The sequence below is a fragment of the Candidatus Koribacter versatilis Ellin345 genome (genome assembly GCF_000014005.1).
Lineage (GTDB): Bacteria > Acidobacteriota > Terriglobia > Terriglobales > Acidobacteriaceae > Korobacter > Korobacter versatilis_A.
The window spans coordinates 4,333,425-4,349,472 of the sequence record NC_008009.1 but is presented as its reverse complement, the minus strand read 5'-3'; the positions used below and the strand labels follow the sequence as shown (position 1 = coordinate 4,349,472).

The window sequence follows — 16,048 nt, the reverse complement described above, 5'->3', positions numbered from 1 at the left end:
GGGACTCAGATATGCAACGAAGGCGCGGCTGCAGCCGGTGTAATCTCTCCCCATGCTGCCCTCCCTCGACGCTCGTAATGTCGAACGCTTCGCCAACCTTGCGCTGGCCTGCATCCAACGCGAATACCCCAACAAAATTGCGCACGTTCTAAACAGCGATGCAGATGCCCGTCCGCCACGCGAGCTCACGCCCGCATTTTACGGCTGCTTCGACTGGCACTCCAGCGTCCATGGACACTGGCTCCTTGTTCGTCTTCTTCGCCTCTTTCCGAACTCATCCTTCGAATCGGCAGCTCGCGAAGCATTACGCGCGAACCTCACCGCTGAGAATCTGGCGAAAGAATCCGATTACCTGCATGGCGAAGGCCGCGCGAGTTTCGAACGTCCTTATGGCCTTGCGTGGCTCCTGCAACTGTGCGCCGAACTCTACGAGTGGGACGATCCCGACTCACACACCTTTGCCCAACACATCCGGCCGCTGGAAGAGGCCGTCGTGCACCGAATTAGCGCCTGGCTTCCGAAGCTCCCGTATCCAGTTCGTTCCGGAGAGCATTCGCAAACTGCATTTGCCCTAGGTCTCATCCTCGACTACGCGCGCGTCATGATGGAAACCGGCTTCGAGCAGCTTCTCCGCGCTTCCGCGCTGCGTCTCTATCTCGTGGATCACCACGCCCCGCTGCACTTCGAGCCTTCCGGCGAAGACTTTCTCTCTCCGTCACTTGCTGAAGCCGACCTCATGCGTCGCGCGCTCGACGCGGAAGAGTTCGCCATCTGGCTGCGCAGGTTCTTGCCGCAGCTTCCCGATCATGGCCACGCGCAATGGTTGCAGCCAGCCGTATCCCCTGATCGCGCCGACGGCAAACTCGCGCATCTCGACGGCCTGAACCTGAGCCGCGCATGGATGCTCGAAGGCATTGCCTCCGCGCTTTCGCAGTCGGACCCGCGTCTTCCCGCGGTCGAATCCGCAGCTCGGCAGCACGCGGAAGCCGGTCTCGCCGCCGTCACCGGCGAGCACTACGAAGGCGGACACTGGTTGGGGAGCTTCGCTGTCTATCTCGTCACGCGCCGCGGCATTCGTGCGTGACAGCATCATGATCGCTGCATAGAATCGCGCCCATGCCTGCGCTTCTGCCGATGCCCACGCTCGAAGTACGGCGCTTCTTTCCAGGAGTGGTGGTTCGCGTCGCGAAGGCGTTTCGCGACTATGACGATCAAACGGTTGGGCCGGGCGAGATTCTCCACGTCGCGGACGTCAGCTTCTTCCCCTACGACGATGGCAGCACGATTCGTGCTGAGAAGACGATCCGTCTCTCTGGCAACGTGGATGAGAATGCGAGAATCATCGACAATCCTGCGAACGAGTATTTCGAACCGCTACCCGAACAAAGCTGCATCCTCGCCTGCATCGAACTCGTCAATTCGTATTGGCTGTTGCCGGCGGTTGCGAATGCGCCACACGCGGCTGAGATGTGCGCTGATCTAGATTGTTGTCTGTCGTGGGTTAGCAGCCAATCCGGCGAATTTCCACCAGATTGCGCGAGCGCAACCATACGTCGCAGGATCTTTCCCGATGCAGCCGGCACTGCAGACTTACATTCCGCTCTGTTTCGCACTGACACAGCGTTTTCGCGGGGCTAAAACCGCAACATGCTCGGAATAATCCAGATAAACACCACGCTGGCGAAGAACAGGCAAGCCGCACCCACGCCAGCCATCGCGTAGGTCGCCCCTTGAGTGCCTGGTTCCAGCACCGCCACATTCGGATTCACCGGCGAGTACGCGACTGTGACCTTCGCTCCCAGCGGATACTTTTCCGCCGCATCCGCCTCCTGCGCGAGGTCGCCATTCAGCACGCCGAAACGCCGTACATTCGCGAAGTATTTTTCTCCACTCACTTCGTACTCAAACACCAGGTTCGTTGAGTAGCTTTCGGAGTGTTCAACGTGGCTTACCCCTTCGCCATCACTCACACGCTGAGCTTTGTCTTCGGTCTGCATGTTCGCGTAGCGAATCACGCCCTCGGCAGTTGGCCAATGCACGCTGCTCTTCGCGCGCCAGACTGTTGTCAGTCCCGCGCAGAGCGCCGCAATTCCCAGCACGGCGAAAATGCTGGCGAAAATCCCCGCGCCGATCGCCATGCCGCGGCTTTCATTCCTCCCGCTCTCCGTCGTGTACACCAGGATTCCCGCCATCACACACGGGAGAATGAACGCCAACCCCGCGGCCACTAGCCAGAACGCTTCCAGAGAGAACCCCGGCTCAGCAGCCGCAATGGACGGGTCTTTCGGGTTGTAAGCGATCGTGACGGTCGCGCCCTGCGGATAGCGTAGGTGCCGAATCTCGGCGTCCGAAGATCCGCCCGATCCCAGCGTCTGTCCGAAGTGCAGCGTGGTCGTCGTGTAGTCGTGGCCACTCACGTTGTACTGGAACGCGATGTCCGCGGAATACATCTTGTCGCGTTGGCCGGTGTTCTTGTTCACATCGGTCGTAGCATTGGTGGTGGAGCGCACGACGGTTCCGCTCACGCGCGGCCAACTCGCACTTGCCACGCCGCGCCAGATGTTCCGCAGCCCGAGCCGCAGGAAGAAGCCTCCGCCCAGGATCACGAGCAGCAGGATGACACCGACCACGTAGTCCATGCTCTTCATCGTTCTTTTAAGTTGTCAGGGAAATGCGGAAGCATCATACCTCAGCCGCGCGCGTTAATCTCGCAATAGCATTCCGAATGCTATCCTTCCCGAACACTTCCACTGGAGGAATCCATGAGCAGTTCCAAAATCATTGCCGTCGCCGGTGCGACGGGATCGCAAGGCGGTGGACTCGTTCGCGCCATTCTTGCGGACAAAAGCGGCGAATTCCGCGTCCGCGCACTGACCCGCGATCCCAACTCCGCCAAAGCGCAGGACCTCGCCAAGGCCGGTGCTGAAGTCGTGCACGCCGATGTCGACGACATCGAGAGCCTGAAGGGCGCCTTCATCGGATGTTACGGCGCGTTCTGCGTGACCTTCTTCTGGAACCACTTCTCCCCCGAACACGAAACCCAGCAGGCCGCGAACCTCGCGAAGGCCGCAGCCGCTGCGGGCGTGCAACATGCGATCTGGTCAACGCTGGAAGACACCCGCGAGTTCTACCCGCTCAGCGATACTCGCATGCCCACGCTCATGGGCAACTACAAAGTCCCGCACCTCGATTCCAAGGGCGAGGCCGACAAAATCTTCGCCGCCGCACTCCCCACAACATTACTGCTGACTTCTTTCTACTGGGATAACTTCATCCACTTTGGGATGGGTCCCAAGCGCGGCGCCGATGGCAAACTCACCTTCAGCCTCCCGATGGCTGATGCGAAACTCGCTGGCATCGCCGCTGAAGATATCGGTCGGTGCTCGTACGGCATCTTTAAGAAGGGAAACGAGTTCATCGGCAAGCGCGTCGGCGTCGTCGGGGAATGGCTCACCGGCAACGAGATGGCGGAGCGCATGGCCGAGGCCTTCGGCGAACCGGTCACCTATCAAGCCATCCCGTTCGACGTCTACCGCGGCCTCGGATTCCCTGGCGCCGACGACCTTGGCAACATGTTCCAGTTCTTCGCCGAGCAGCAGAAAGCGATGGCCGGCACCCGCTCCGTCGAAGGCTCGCGCGCGCTGGACCCACAGTTGCAGGACTTACGCACCTGGCTCGCGCACAACAAGGACGGCATCAAGCTCGAGTAGCGTAGGGTTTATCCTGTCGCTCGATGAACATTACCCGTCGTGACGTCGCCAAACTCGGCGCAGCCGCACTCATCAACGCCTGCGCCGAGCGATCCTCCATCGCACAGCAAGCTCCTTCATTCGACCCTGCAAAAGGCCGCCCCGCACCGAACCAGCGCAAGTTCCAAAGTGCCGCCGTCGAAGACGTGATCGCCAAGACGAAGGCGAAACTCGGCGACACGCGCCTTGCTCGGCTCTTCGAAAATTGCTTCCCCAACACGCTCGACACCACCGTTCGCACCGGCTCCCTCTATGGCAAGCCCGACACCTTCGTCATCACCGGCGACATCCCCGCCATGTGGCTGCGCGACTCCAGTGCTCAGATCTTTCCATACCTGCCGCTCGCCAAGCGCGATCCCGATCTCCAGCGCCTGCTCGCCGGCGTAATCCACCGCCAGGTGCGCTGCATCAACATCGATCCCTATGCGAATGCCTTCAACTTCGATCGCGAAGGCAGCGAGTTCGATCACGATCTGACGCAAATGCGTCCTGAACTCCACGAACGCAAGTGGGAGATTGATTCGTTGTGCTATCCCGTTCGCCTCGCATACCACTACTGGAAGACCACCGCCGATAGCAGCGTCTTCGATGAGCCTTGGCACGAAGCCGCTCGCAAAATCGCGAAGACGTTCCGCGAGCAGCAGCGCAAGACCAGCCTTGGCCCCTACTCATTCCGCCGCGAAACCACCACGCCCAACGACACGCTCAACCTCGACGGCTACGGCAACCCCGTGCGCCCGGTTGGCCTGATTGCCAGCGGCTTCCGCCCCTCCGACGACTCCTGCATCTTCCCGTTTCTCATCCCGTCGAACCTCTTCGCGGTCCTCTCGCTTACGCAGTTGAGCGAAATTCTCACCCAGATCTACAAAGATGAACCGCTCTCCCGCGATTGCAACGCTCTCGCGCAGGAGGTTCGCGAAGCGATCAACAAATACGGCAAGACGCAGCATCTGAAGTACGGCGAGATCTACGCCTACGAAGTGGATGGCTACGGCGGCCAACTTCTGATGGACGATGCCAACGTCCCCAGCCTGCTCTCGCTGCCGTATCTCGGCATCTGCGAACCGTCCGATGCCATCTACCAGAACACCCGCCGCTTCGTTCTCAGCGAAGACAATCCATACTTTTTCAAAGGCAAAGCCGCCGAAGGGATCGGCGGCCCGCACGTCGGCCTGAATATGATCTGGCCGCTCTCGCTGATCATTCGCGGCCTTACCAGCACCGATCATGTCGAAATCGACAATTGTCAGAAGACTCTCGTCGCCACCGACGCCGGCACCGGCTTCATGCACGAATCGTTCGACAAGGACGATCCGTCAAAGTTCACTCGCGCATGGTTCGCCTGGGCCAATACGCTCTTTGGGGAGTTCGTCCTCAAGACGCTGGCGCTGAAATAAAGCCGGAGAGGCCCTCCCGCCCTCCCCGGCTCGGCGTTAGCGCGCGACTGCCGGTTGGGGCGCAGGCGCGCGACTCAACAGATCAACGATCAACGCGATTCCCATCGCAACAAACAACAAGTACTCGACGATGACGAACACCAGCAGGTAACCATCGCCCGGCAGCAGTCCCGAAAACAGGAGTAGGGAAGAGAGCGCTGTCGCCATTACCTGGGTCACGGTCTTGAAGTTCGGCCCAAAGAACAAACACGCGCCGAGGAAGAGCGGCACCCACGCCGGCACCGTCCCAATCGCCTGTCGCAGCATGGAGCGCTCGGTGTTCGGCAACATCGCAGAACTCATTTGCGAAGCCAGTCGCAAGGTTGCGAGAAGCAGAGGGGCCACCGCAATCCGCCGCCGACGCTCGTCGAAGCGCAGCAATACGGCGCACAGCAGCAGGAAAACAGCTATGGGAAGGAATCTTCGATTCTGCTCGATCAGTACATAGGCCCCGGCAAACACCGCTGCTCCCACGAGCTTTGCGACTGGCCCTTCCAGCTTCTCCCATTCGGGGAAGAGCGGCTGCTTCGGTTGGGGCGAGCTTCCTCCGCCTCCTGGTTCGTTGCCCTCAATCCGGCACTTCAACACCTTTGCAGGTACGTAGAACGGTTCAATCGGTTGCTTTGGATCGTATCGGTTCATGGTGCGACCTCCTTTGCGCGGACCACCCTGGAACCGCCGCTGATTCAGCCGGTTAGCCTCGTCAGCGGGCATAATTTGAACACGTTCAAAATACCTCTATGCGACAGCGAAGTCAAGCAAAATTTGAATTTGTTCAGAAATTGCAGGTTTTAGTGCGCTGCGGCCCGCGTTCCTCGACGGATGAACGCAATCGACCCGAGAATCGCCAGCGTTGCCACTAACAGGCGCGCCGTCAGCGCCTCGCCCGCCATGGCCCAGCCCAGCAGTACGGCTACTGCCGGGTTCACAAAGGTATGCGTCGAAACCATCGTAGGCGACACCTGGCCGAGCAGCCACACGTACGCCGAGAACGCCACGATCGACCCGAAGACAATCAGGAACAGCAGCCCGAGTACCGACCGCATCGCGACCTGGTGCGGATGAAACGCCGCGATCTCGCCGGTGACGCCGGCCGTCGTCAGCAGCAGCAGAGAACCGCAAAACATAGTCATTCCGGCGCTTGCAACCGGATCTTCCGGAAGCCCCGCATTCGGAGAGATGCACACCCCGATGCCCCACGACAGCGATCCCGCCAGAACTGCCAGGATCCCCACCATCTGCCCCGGAGCGTGCAGCGCTTCGCCGCCCATCAGGTACGCTACGCCGCTGATCCCGCATAGCATCCCGAGCAGTGTCCAGTAGCTGAAGCGTTCTTTACCGGTGAAGATCATGATCGCCGCGATGAACAGCGGTTCCGTTGCGATCAGCACCGCCGCCAGTCCCGACGACACCCGCTGCTCCGCCCAATGCAGTGTTCCGTGGCCGCCAAGGAAGTAGAACGCTCCAATCAGGAACGCCCCCTTCCAATGCTTCGCCGTGGGCCGAAATCCGCGGAAATAGCAGTACGCAAACAGCACCGAGCCTGCGGTGAAGTGGCGTACACCTGCCGTCACCAGCGGCGGAATCGTCTCCACCGCATAGCGGATTGCGAGGTACGTCGAGCCCCAAATGATCCACGTGGAAAGGAACGAAAAGGCCAGCGCCGCACGCTGAGGCTTGCCGGTGGAAACACTTGTCGTGACCGCTGTTTCAGCGCTTGAGCTCATGTTTGTGCGGACTCGTCGAGCGGGGAATTTCTGGCCTTTTTTGGATGACCTTCCGCCGCCGGCGATTCACTTTTACTGTAAAGCGAAAACCCCGCCGCAGCGGGGATCGTGGGACGAAATTGCCTTATTCTGAGTCGCCGCCACCGCTACCGAGACCGAGCTTCTCAAGGTCTGCCTTGTGCTGCTCATAGAACTGCAAATTTGCCTCGCTGATAAAGTCCGGCAGCTTCCCGCCCTTCTGTTTCGCGTATTCCGCGATGCCCACCGTCATCAGCGTCATGGGCGTCAGCATAAATTCCCGCGGCGTCATGCCATGCTGCCGGATCCACGCATTCAGGTGAGGGCACGTGGTCTCGATCATCTTCACCTTTTCGAGCATTGACGACTTTTCATCCGCCTCCAGCCGTTTGCCCTCCGCTGCGACCGCAGCATCCGCTTTTCCGCCGGAATATTCCTTCTGCGCCGCCGCAAAGGCTTCAATCTTGGGCATCGTCAGCACATAATCCCGGATCGCCGCTTCGTCCGCCAACTCTGCCGGCGACTCCGCCTTTTTTTGCGCTCCGGCAACTCCCGCCAGCGCCACAATCAGTAGCCCCACTGCAAATCCCCTGATTTTCAACACATACCCCCTAAGGATGGAACCGCACTGTTTCGTATTCGATGTCCCGAGCGAATCCGGAAGAAATCGATCGCTGCATGTGGAAAAATCCTGTGTTCCCGCCCCTTGCTCCTGCTACCCCTCATGCCTCATAATTGGTCGTGCACCCCTCCAACCTGCACAACCCATCTACAAGTCAAAAGAACGAGGTCGCGATGTCGGCAAAGTACATCTTTGTCACCGGCGGAGTTGTGTCGTCGCTAGGTAAGGGATTGGCAGCAGCTTCCATCGGCTGTCTGCTGGAAATGCGTGGTCTCAAGGTCAACATGCAAAAGTTTGACCCGTATCTCAATGTCGATCCCGGGACCATGTCGCCGTTCCAGCACGGCGAAGTCTTCGTCACCGACGACGGCGCCGAGACCGATCTCGACCTGGGCCACTACGAGCGCTATACGCATAGCAAGCTCACGCGCGAGAACAACTGGACCACCGGCCGCATTTACGAGCAGATCATCACCAAGGAACGCCGCGGCGATTATCTCGGCAAGACCGTCCAGGTCATTCCGCACGTCACCAACGAGATCAAGGCCGCTATGAAGCGTGCCGCCGTGGATGTGGACGTTGCTATCGTCGAAATTGGCGGCACAGTTGGCGACATCGAATCGCTGCCATTCATCGAAGCCATTCGCCAGATGCGCCAGGAGCTCGGCCGCGACAACACGCTCTTCGTACACCTCACACTGGTGCCCTACATTGCCGCTGCCGGCGAGTTGAAGACCAAGCCCACGCAGCACTCGGTGAAAGAGCTGCTCAGCATCGGAATTCAGCCCGACATATTGCTGTGCCGCACCGACCGCTTCCTGTCGAAAGACATCAAAGGCAAGATCGCGCTCTTCTGCAACGTTGAGGACGAAGCCGTCATCACCGCGAAAGACGTGGCTTCCATCTACGAAGTTCCGCTCGGCTTTCATCATGAAGGCGTCGATCGCCTGGTGATGAAATATCTGCGTCTCGATGCGAAGGAACCCGACCTCACCCGCTGGCAGGACATCGTCCATCGCGTCTACAACCCGAAAGACGAAGTCATCATTGGCATCATCGGGAAATACGTGGAGTACGAAGACTCCTACAAGTCGCTGAAGGAAGCGCTCGTCCACGGATCGCTCGCGCACAACCTCAAGCTTAATGTCACGTGGATCGAAGCAGAGGGCCTCGAGACCAAGGACGAGAGCTATTACGAACAGCTTCGCCATGTGGACGGCATCCTCGTTCCCGGCGGCTTTGGCAAGCGCGGCATCGCCGGCATGTTGAATGGCATCCGCTTCGCGCGGGAGCACAAGGTCCCCTACTTCGGCATCTGTCTCGGCATGCAGACGGCCTCGATCGAATTCGCGCGCAACGTCTGCGGTCTCGAAGACGCCAACTCCAGTGAGTTCGATCCCGCTACCCCGCACCGCGTCATCTACAAACTGCGCGAACTGCGCGGCGTGGAAGAACTCGGCGGCACTATGCGCCTCGGCGCGTGGGCTTGCAAACTCGAACCCGGCTCGCACGCCGCGAAAGCCTACGGAACCACTGAGATCAGCGAGCGACATCGCCACCGCTACGAATTCAACCAGGAATACCGCGAGCAGATGGCCGCTGCCGGACTCAAATTCACTGGCACCACGCCCGACGGCACCTACATCGAGATCGTCGAGCTCGACCAGAATGAGCATCCGTACTTCCTCGGCTGCCAGTTCCACCCCGAATTCAAGTCGAAGCCGCTCGAGCCGCATCCACTTTTCAAGGCATTCATCGGCGCATCGTACGAGCATCGCATGAAGCGCACACACACCAAGGAGCGCGAGGAAGAGTCGGTCTTCCTGCGTCCGGAGCGGGTAGGGAAGTAGTGATCGAGCCCTTCAAAGTCAAAGACGTCGAGATCGGCGGTCCGAAGCTATTTCTCATCGCTGGGCCGTGCGTCATCGAGAGTGAAGCCCACGCCATGAAGATGGCCGAGGCCATCTCCGGAGTCTGCAAGGCGATGAAGATTCCCTACATCTTCAAGGCTTCGTACGACAAAGCCAATCGCACTTCGCTGTCGAGTTTCCGCGGCCCGGGCCTGCACGAGGGTTTACGCATTCTCGCGAAGGTCGCCGACGAAGTGAACGTGCCGGTTCTAACCGACGTGCACGACACCGAGCAGGCCACGGCCGCCGGCGACATCGTCGACGTCCTCCAGATCCCCGCGTTCCTCTGCCGCCAGACCGACCTGCTCGTGGCTGCGGCGAAGACCGGCAAAGTTGTGAACGTGAAGAAGGGCCAGTTCGTTGCGCCCAACGACATGCAGTACGCCGTGACCAAGGTCCGCGAGTCGGGCAATCAGCGCGTCTGTCTCACCGAGCGCGGCGCCAGCTTCGGCTACAACAATCTTGTCGTCGACATGCGCGCGCTGCCCATCATGCGCCAGTTCGCGCCCGTCATTTTCGACGCCACCCACTCCGTCCAGCTTCCCTCGGCCGGCAAAGACGGCCATGCCGTCTCCGGTGGACAGCCCGAGTTCATTCCGGTCCTCTCCCGCGCCGCCGTTGCCGCCGGCGTGGATGGCGTCTTCATGGAGGTTCATGACGACCCGCCGCACGCCAAGTCAGACGGCGCCAACGCTCTCGACCTCAAACTTCTGCGCGGAGTCCTGACTTCGCTGCTCCGCATCCGCGAAGCCGTTACGCCACCCGCAGCGTCTTGATTCCATCCGCTTCGAGGTAGCCCGCCGATTTATCGGCAGAGTGGCGCGAAGATGCGATTCGTCCCACATTTCCAGTCGCGCAGCGACGCCATGCAATGGCCCACCGCGTAAGCGGTGGGAAGAAAATGCGAGAATAGTCAGAGTCCGCTGCAGCGGACGGCATCCAACTGCATGGTGATTAGCAAAACACATCTGCTGGCGCTGTTCTTCGTCGCCATCTCCGCCTGCGCGCAATCGCGCATGGTCCTCGACACGCCCATCTATCCCGAAGGCGTGGACGCGAAGAAAGAAATCCGTGCAGCCCTCGTCCAGGCCAAGGCCCAGAACAAGCACGTTCTCCTCGTCTTCGGCGCCGACTGGTGTTATGACTGCCACGTCCTCGATTACCGCTTCCACTCGCCGGAAATCGAACCGTTCCTCGACAAGAATTTCGTCGTCGTGCACGTGAACATCGGTCGCGGCGAAACCAACGTGGATCTCTCGAACAAGTACCACATCCCGGTGGACAAAGGCGTTCCTTCCATCGCAGTCGTCTCACCCACCGGCGCACTGCTCTACAGCACGCAGCACGGCGAGATCTCGCCCACGCGCAGGATGCCTGCCACGCAGATTGTCGGAATGCTGGAAAACTGGGCCGCGCTGAAATAGCAGTTAACGCTGATTCGTCCACTTGAGAATCTCGGCGCGAAAACCTCGGTATTCGCCGATCATCTTCGGCACGAAAATCCGCCATCCCAAATTGTCCGTCACCACGAAACCGCGCTTGGGGAACTCACGGATCGACGTTACGCCGGCGCGCTGAATTCGTACCTCTTGCCCGCCCATCTTGCGGACCAGTTCCTTGGGCGTGAGTTCGACCTCGAACGATTCCCAGCGCTGCATGGAGGTGCGAAAGCTGAACCTTCCAACAAGCCCACCGACGCCAAAACCGATAACCACTACCGCGGTCACGATCAGCGCAGCGCGTCTATCTTCAGCCTTCGCCCAGTCCACCCGCGGCAGCAGTGTCAACGTGAGAATCCCGGCAGCAATCAGCAGGACTACCACCGGCGCCCAGCGCGCCATGCGCCTGCGCTGCTCAATCCATTCGGGTGGAATTCGGTAGATCATCTTCGCGAAAGAGTATAGCGTCCCGGTTTGTCTGGAAAGTTTCGATTCCAGCGGGATATCGGGAACTTTATTCCGTCCAAATGGCAATACCCTACAGCGGCTGGTTTGGAGCAAACTCGGCGGATGGTGTCGCGAACTGATCAAGAACTTGTCCGGCTGCTCGCTCGCGGCGACCATCGCGCGTTCGAGGCCGTCTACGAACGCTGCCGCGCACCGCTTTTCAGGTTTTCTTTGCATATGTCTGGCTCACACGAAATCGCCGACGAGATCACCCAGGACGCCTTCCTGTTCCTGCTGCGGAACCCCGGTTCCTATGCGCCGGAACGAGGCCCGCTCCTGAACTTCCTCCTCGGCGTCACCCGAAACCTCGTCCGCCGCTCGAAGCGGAGCGCCACCGATGACCTGTCGATTGAAGATGAGGGAATCGAGAACCAGTTCGCCGTGCCCGAGACCAACGACAGCCCACTCGATCTGGCGATCCGCCGGCAATCCGCTGCCTCATTGCAAGACGCGCTCCTAAAGGTTCCGGAAGGCTATCGCGAGGTCATCGTGCTCTGCGATCTCCAGGAGATGAGCTACGCCGAAGCCGCTGCCACGCTCGGCATTCCGGTTGGTACGGTTCGCTCCCGCTTGCATCGCGGACACATCGCTCTGCTCGACGTCCTCAGCCGCCGGACTGTGGCTGAAAATTCGGGGGCCAAGTTATGAATTGCCAGTGGTATGAACAACAGCTCGCGAACGACAAAATTGAGCTTTGGACCAACGGCCGCCCATCGCCCGCGCTTCTCGCGCACGCCCGCGAATGCGAACGCTGCGCCGGGTTTGTCGATGGAGAGTTGGAACTTCGTGCGTCTCTGCTGGAGCTGTCTGAAACATCGCAGTACGCCGGGCCATCCGCCAACGTGAAGCGCAACCTGCTCGCTGAACTCACTGCCCTGGCGCCGGTTCCTCGGCGACGTACGTTCGCGCTGCGCTTCGCCTTCGCCGCCGCTGCCGTTCTGTGCCTTGCAATTGGCGTGCTCTACTGGCGCAGTGCGCGCCCGCAGTCCACGCCTGTCGTCGCGAAGCAGCCAGCGGTTCAACCGCAACCGGTCGCGCCGCCGCAGCCCGCGCAATCCCAGGCAGCAATTGCCGTCAAGGATGACAAGCCAGTGACGGTTGCGTCCGTGCAGCGCAAGCCAGCCTCGCGGAAGCCCTCGGCCAAGCCGCAGACGGCCAACGATTTCTATCCCGTCATCATGTGCGATTCGCTCACCTGCGACAGTCCGACGGTAGCGATTCGCGTTGAACTGCCGGCGTCGCCGCTCGTCAACCGCGGCGGCGGATCGAGTCGTACGGTCATGACCGACCTGCTCGTCGGCGAAGACGGATTAGTTCGTGGTGTAAGAGTTCTGCAATAACAACAGGAGAGAGAGACATGCGTAAACTCATCGCTGTATTCATGGTCCTTGCCGGATCCAGTTTCATGCTCGCGCAGTCCGAGCCCATTACCATTCACGGCGAAGGCTTCCAACACGCGGGCGCCATGCGCATTGATATGGCGGGCCCCGAGAACATGAAGGTCGTGAAGGGCATTCCTCTCACCGCCGACATCGTCAACACCCACGTCCAGCATCTCGCGGACGGTAACAAGATCACCAACGAAGAGACGTCACACTTGTATCGCGATAGCGAAGGCCGCACTCGCCGCGAGAACAAGATCGTGTTGCCTGGCTCGAATGACAAGAACGTCCCGACGATGATCATGATCAACGATCCGGTCGCGCACACGCGGTTCATTCTCAACACCGATCGCAAGTCAGCCGACGAACTCCCCGGCCATCCGCCGATGATGAGCAAGGACATTAACGTCATGTACACGAAGAAGGGCGCCGACGAAGCCGCTGCCAATCCACACGAATCGGAAGCGGAGACCAAGGAAGACCTTGGCACGCAGAGCATTGAAGGCTTCGTAGCGAAGGGAACCAAAGCGACCCACGTGATTCCCGCCGGCAAAATCGGCAACGAGAAGCCGATCACGGTTACGACCGAGAGCTGGTACTCGGATGAGCTCGGCTTGGAAGTGATGCGCGTCCACAACGACCCGTGGTCTGGTGAAGTCACGACCAAGATCACCAATGTTCGCCGCGGCGAACCGGATGCCAGCCTCTTCACACCGCCTGCCGATTACAAGGTCGAGAAGATGAACGGCAACCGCACGATTCGTATCGAGCGCAACGGCCCAGGAGAACCGCCACCTCCGCCTGCCCCGGAGAACTAAGCGCCAAGCCAAAGGGACGGCATCAAGCCGTCCCTTTGTTAATGCGCATCGGGATGTGGGTTTTTCTCCAAGGAATCGAGTTTCTGCTGCTGATCAGGGTTTAGATACCCGCGCGCTTCCTTAAGGGCCTTCTCATGCAAAGCCTTCAATTTCTCGTGACGCGCATCCGACGTTAAGCTCTCGTCCTCCGTTACCTTCTCCGCACTCTCTTGCATCCTCTGAACGATCGGCCGGAGCTTGGCCTGCTGGTCCGCAGTAAGGTCCAACTGCGTAGTGAGGAACTTCATGTGCTCGTCCACGCTCGGCATTGTGGACGTCTGCTGCGCCGCTGCAGCAAGCGCGAACACCATCATCGCCGCGATCGTAAATTTTAGAATCCAGTTCATCCTTGCCTCCTTCTGGGCTACTATTCCGCACTGTATCCGCGTCGGAAATGCGACGTCGAGTTTCGCCGCCGCGTTTCTGAACATAGAGGCGGTCGATGTCCAACAGTGAGCGAGCCAAGCCTTCAAAAGCCTCTTCGAAGAGTGTTAAGGCGACAGACGCTCGCATTCGCCGCACTCACGAACGCCTTGGCCTGGCTCTCATCGAGCTCATTCTCGACAATCCGATCGATACGGTGACTGTCCAGGACGTGCTTGATCGCGCCGGTGTTGGACGCTCCACGTTTTATCTCCACTATCGCGACAAAGACGACCTGCTCTGGACCCAGTTGGAGCAATTCTTCGAAATCATGAGCAACCTGCTCGATAGCAAGAAGGAAGTGTCACGCCGCGTATTGCCGGTCCGCGAAATGCTCGAGCACGTCGGTATCGAGAACAAAATTTATCGCGCCCTCGCCGACTCCGGCCGTCTGCACGACTTCTTCGACCTCGCGCAGCAATACTTCGCCCGCTCCATCGAGAAGCGTCTTAGCGGATACCGAAAGCTTTTGAATATTTCTGGAGACGAATTGACCGCGCGCGCAAACGCTCTCGCCGGAAGCTATCTCGCGCTGATGCGCTGGTGGATCGACAGCAAAGGAAAGCTCCCACCCCAGGCAGTCGACGACTTATTTCACGGAATGGTCTGGAAGGGCTTGGAATAGTAAAGGGACGGCACCAGGCCGCCCCTTTTACTTTCTGCTGTTCTGCGTCGAAGCTATGTTCCTTCGCTCCAGCCCGCCAGGTACTCTTCTTGCTCCGGCGTCAGCTTGTCGATCTTCACGCCCATCGACTCCAGCTTCAGCTTCGCAACCCGCTTGTCGAGTTCTTCCGGAACCTTGAACACGCTCTTCTCGAGCGTCTTGTGGTGTTTCACCAGGTAGTCGAGCGAGAGCGCCTGGTCGGCGAAGCTCATGTCCATCACGGACGGCGGATGGCCTTCCGCGCTGGCCAGGTTGATCAGGCGGCCTTCGCCCAGCAGGTTGATCTTGCGGCCATCTTTCAGCGAGTACTCATCCACAAACGTGCGGGTCGTGCGCTTCGACGACGACAGCTTTTCCAGCGCCGGAATGTCGATCTCGACGTTGAAGTGGCCGGAGTTCGAAATGATCGCGCCGTCCTTCATCAACTCGAAGTGTTCCTTGCGCAGAACGCTCTTATTGCCGGTCACGGTGCAGAACACATCGCCAAGCTGTGCCGCTTCGTGCATTGACATCACGCGGTAGCCGTCCATCACGGCTTCGATCGCCTTCGTGGGATCGATTTCGGTCACGATGACCTCGGCTCCAAGGCCGCGCGCACGCGAAGCCAAACCGCGTCCGCACCAGCCGTAGCCAGCGACCACGAACTTCGCGCCTGCGAGCAGGAAGTTCGTCGCGCGCACGATACCGTCAATCGTGGACTGACCGGTGCCGTAGCGGTTGTCGAACATGTGCTTGGTGTCGGCATCATTCACCGCGATGATCGGGTACTTCAACATGCCGTCCTTCGCCATCGCGCGCAGGCGGATGACGCCGGTGGTCGTCTCTTCGGTGCCTGCGATCACGTGCTCCAGCGCGTCCTTGCGCTTGGTCAGGGCGATCGTCACGAGGTCGGCGCCGTCATCCATCGTGATGTGCGGCTTGTGGTCGAGCGCCGCCATGATGTGCGAGTAGTAGGTATCGTTGTCCTCGCCCTTGATCGCGTAGACGGGAATACCGTAGTCGCGGACGAGTGAGGCAGCCACGTCATCCTGTGTCGAGAGCGGGTTCGAGGCGCACAGAACAGCCTCGGCGCCACCGTCGCGCAGCGTGATCATCAGGTTGGCGGTCTCGGCCGTCACGTGCAGGCAGGCGCTGATGCGGAAGCCCTTCAGCGGCTGGTTCTTGATGAAATCCTTGCGGATGATCTGCAGCACTTTCATCGACTGGTTCGCCCATTCGATGCGCTTTTTGCCCAGGTCCGCCAGTTCAATGTTCGCGATGTCGCACGCGACGTTCGAAGTAGATGTCGTAGCCATGTTTCCTCTAAATTGCGCT

General features: G+C 59.8%; 18 protein-coding genes. 11 read left to right on the top strand and 7 right to left on the bottom strand.

The window, feature by feature from the left end; all coding sequences use genetic code 11:
• Window positions 1-52 precede the first annotated feature (52 nt).
• The gene (locus ACID345_RS19040; RefSeq protein WP_011524478.1) at window positions 53-1,084 is read left to right on the top strand and encodes a DUF2891 domain-containing protein; all 1,032 of its coding nucleotides are present in this window, start codon (window positions 53-55) and stop codon (window positions 1,082-1,084) included.
• Window positions 1,085-1,116: 32 nt separating this feature from the next.
• Window positions 1,117-1,638 carry a DUF3601 domain-containing protein gene (locus ACID345_RS19035; RefSeq protein ID WP_041855886.1) on the top strand — a complete coding sequence of 174 codons (522 nt, stop codon included), beginning with the start codon at window positions 1,117-1,119 and terminating at the stop codon, window positions 1,636-1,638.
• Here ACID345_RS19035 and ACID345_RS19030 read toward each other — a convergent pair.
• Window positions 1,635-2,648: a DUF3592 domain-containing protein gene (locus ACID345_RS19030; RefSeq protein ID WP_011524476.1), complete on the bottom strand. Its 1,014-nt coding sequence runs from the start codon at window positions 2,646-2,648 to the stop codon at window positions 1,635-1,637. The two genes, ACID345_RS19035 and ACID345_RS19030, sit on opposite strands and share 4 nt — an antisense overlap.
• A gap of 114 nt (window positions 2,649-2,762) precedes the next feature.
• Here ACID345_RS19030 and ACID345_RS19025 point away from each other — a divergent pair, with 114 nt between their 5' ends.
• Both ACID345_RS19025 and ACID345_RS19020 read left to right on the top strand, forming a co-directional pair.
• Window positions 2,763-3,710 carry an NmrA/HSCARG family protein gene (locus ACID345_RS19025; RefSeq protein ID WP_011524475.1) on the top strand — a complete coding sequence of 316 codons (948 nt, stop codon included), beginning with the start codon at window positions 2,763-2,765 and terminating at the stop codon, window positions 3,708-3,710.
• Window positions 3,711-3,733: 23 nt separating this feature from the next.
• Complete coding sequence (locus ACID345_RS19020) at window positions 3,734-5,146, top strand: glycoside hydrolase family 125 protein (protein WP_011524474.1); 1,413 nt, start codon at window positions 3,734-3,736, stop codon at window positions 5,144-5,146.
• A 36-nt stretch (window positions 5,147-5,182) separates the two neighbouring features.
• Here the strand turns inward: ACID345_RS19020 and ACID345_RS19015 are convergent, their stop codons facing one another.
• The 3 genes from ACID345_RS19015 to ACID345_RS19005 all read right to left on the bottom strand — a co-directional run bounded on the left by ACID345_RS19015 (window position 5,183) and on the right by ACID345_RS19005 (window position 7,510).
• Window positions 5,183-5,827, bottom strand: a complete 645-nt coding sequence (locus tag ACID345_RS19015) for a hypothetical protein (protein ID WP_011524473.1) — start codon at window positions 5,825-5,827, stop codon at window positions 5,183-5,185.
• 149 nt (window positions 5,828-5,976) lie between these two features.
• Window positions 5,977-6,912, bottom strand: coding sequence for an EamA family transporter (locus ACID345_RS19010; RefSeq protein ID WP_011524472.1), 936 nt, complete (start codon window positions 6,910-6,912; stop codon window positions 5,977-5,979).
• Between the two features lie 124 nt (window positions 6,913-7,036).
• Window positions 7,037-7,510 carry a hypothetical protein gene (locus ACID345_RS19005; RefSeq protein ID WP_041855884.1) on the bottom strand — a complete coding sequence of 158 codons (474 nt, stop codon included), beginning with the start codon at window positions 7,508-7,510 and terminating at the stop codon, window positions 7,037-7,039.
• 215 nt (window positions 7,511-7,725) lie between these two features.
• Here ACID345_RS19005 and ACID345_RS19000 point away from each other — a divergent pair, with 215 nt between their 5' ends.
• The 3 genes from ACID345_RS19000 (at window position 7,726) to ACID345_RS18990 (ending at window position 10,886) form a co-directional block, all read left to right on the top strand.
• Complete coding sequence (locus ACID345_RS19000) at window positions 7,726-9,402, top strand: CTP synthase (RefSeq protein ID WP_011524470.1); 1,677 nt, start codon at window positions 7,726-7,728, stop codon at window positions 9,400-9,402.
• On the top strand, window positions 9,402-10,238 hold the full coding sequence (gene kdsA, locus ACID345_RS18995) for a 3-deoxy-8-phosphooctulonate synthase (RefSeq protein ID WP_011524469.1): 837 nt from the start codon (window positions 9,402-9,404) through the stop codon (window positions 10,236-10,238). Before ACID345_RS19000 ends, kdsA begins: the two co-directional genes overlap by 1 nt.
• Window positions 10,239-10,409: 171 nt before the next feature.
• Entirely contained in the window at window positions 10,410-10,886 is a 477-nt protein-coding gene (locus ACID345_RS18990) for a thioredoxin family protein (RefSeq protein WP_011524468.1), read from the top strand.
• A 3-nt stretch (window positions 10,887-10,889) separates the two neighbouring features.
• On the opposite strand, the gene ACID345_RS18985 is transcribed toward ACID345_RS18990, so the two are convergent.
• Window positions 10,890-11,585: a hypothetical protein gene (locus ACID345_RS18985; protein WP_187149011.1), complete on the bottom strand. Its 696-nt coding sequence runs from the start codon at window positions 11,583-11,585 to the stop codon at window positions 10,890-10,892.
• On the opposite strand from ACID345_RS18985, the gene ACID345_RS18980 reads away from it, so the two are divergent.
• From ACID345_RS18980 to ACID345_RS18960, 3 genes are read left to right on the top strand one after another with little or no spacing between them, the layout of a single operon-like run.
• The gene (locus tag ACID345_RS18980) at window positions 11,586-12,056 is read left to right on the top strand and encodes an RNA polymerase sigma factor (protein ID WP_266190031.1); all 471 of its coding nucleotides are present in this window, start codon (window positions 11,586-11,588) and stop codon (window positions 12,054-12,056) included. It begins immediately after the preceding gene.
• On the top strand, window positions 12,053-12,748 hold the full coding sequence (locus tag ACID345_RS25820) for a hypothetical protein (RefSeq protein WP_011524466.1): 696 nt from the start codon (window positions 12,053-12,055) through the stop codon (window positions 12,746-12,748). The genes ACID345_RS18980 and ACID345_RS25820 overlap by 4 nt, the downstream gene beginning before the upstream one ends.
• 17 nt (window positions 12,749-12,765) lie before the next feature.
• Window positions 12,766-13,608: a hypothetical protein gene (locus ACID345_RS18960; protein ID WP_011524465.1), complete on the top strand. Its 843-nt coding sequence runs from the start codon at window positions 12,766-12,768 to the stop codon at window positions 13,606-13,608.
• A gap of 38 nt (window positions 13,609-13,646) precedes the next feature.
• Here the strand turns inward: ACID345_RS18960 and ACID345_RS25815 are convergent, their stop codons facing one another.
• Entirely contained in the window at window positions 13,647-13,994 is a 348-nt protein-coding gene (locus tag ACID345_RS25815; RefSeq protein WP_011524464.1) for a hypothetical protein, read from the bottom strand.
• 95 nt (window positions 13,995-14,089) lie between these two features.
• On the opposite strand from ACID345_RS25815, the gene ACID345_RS25810 reads away from it, so the two are divergent.
• The gene (locus ACID345_RS25810; protein WP_011524463.1) at window positions 14,090-14,695 is read left to right on the top strand and encodes a TetR/AcrR family transcriptional regulator; all 606 of its coding nucleotides are present in this window, start codon (window positions 14,090-14,092) and stop codon (window positions 14,693-14,695) included.
• A gap of 53 nt (window positions 14,696-14,748) precedes the next feature.
• On the opposite strand, the gene ahcY is transcribed toward ACID345_RS25810, so the two are convergent.
• A complete protein-coding gene (gene ahcY, locus ACID345_RS18945; protein WP_011524462.1) occupies window positions 14,749-16,029 on the bottom strand; it encodes an adenosylhomocysteinase in 1,281 nt (426 codons plus the stop codon).
• Window positions 16,030-16,048 lie beyond the last annotated feature (19 nt).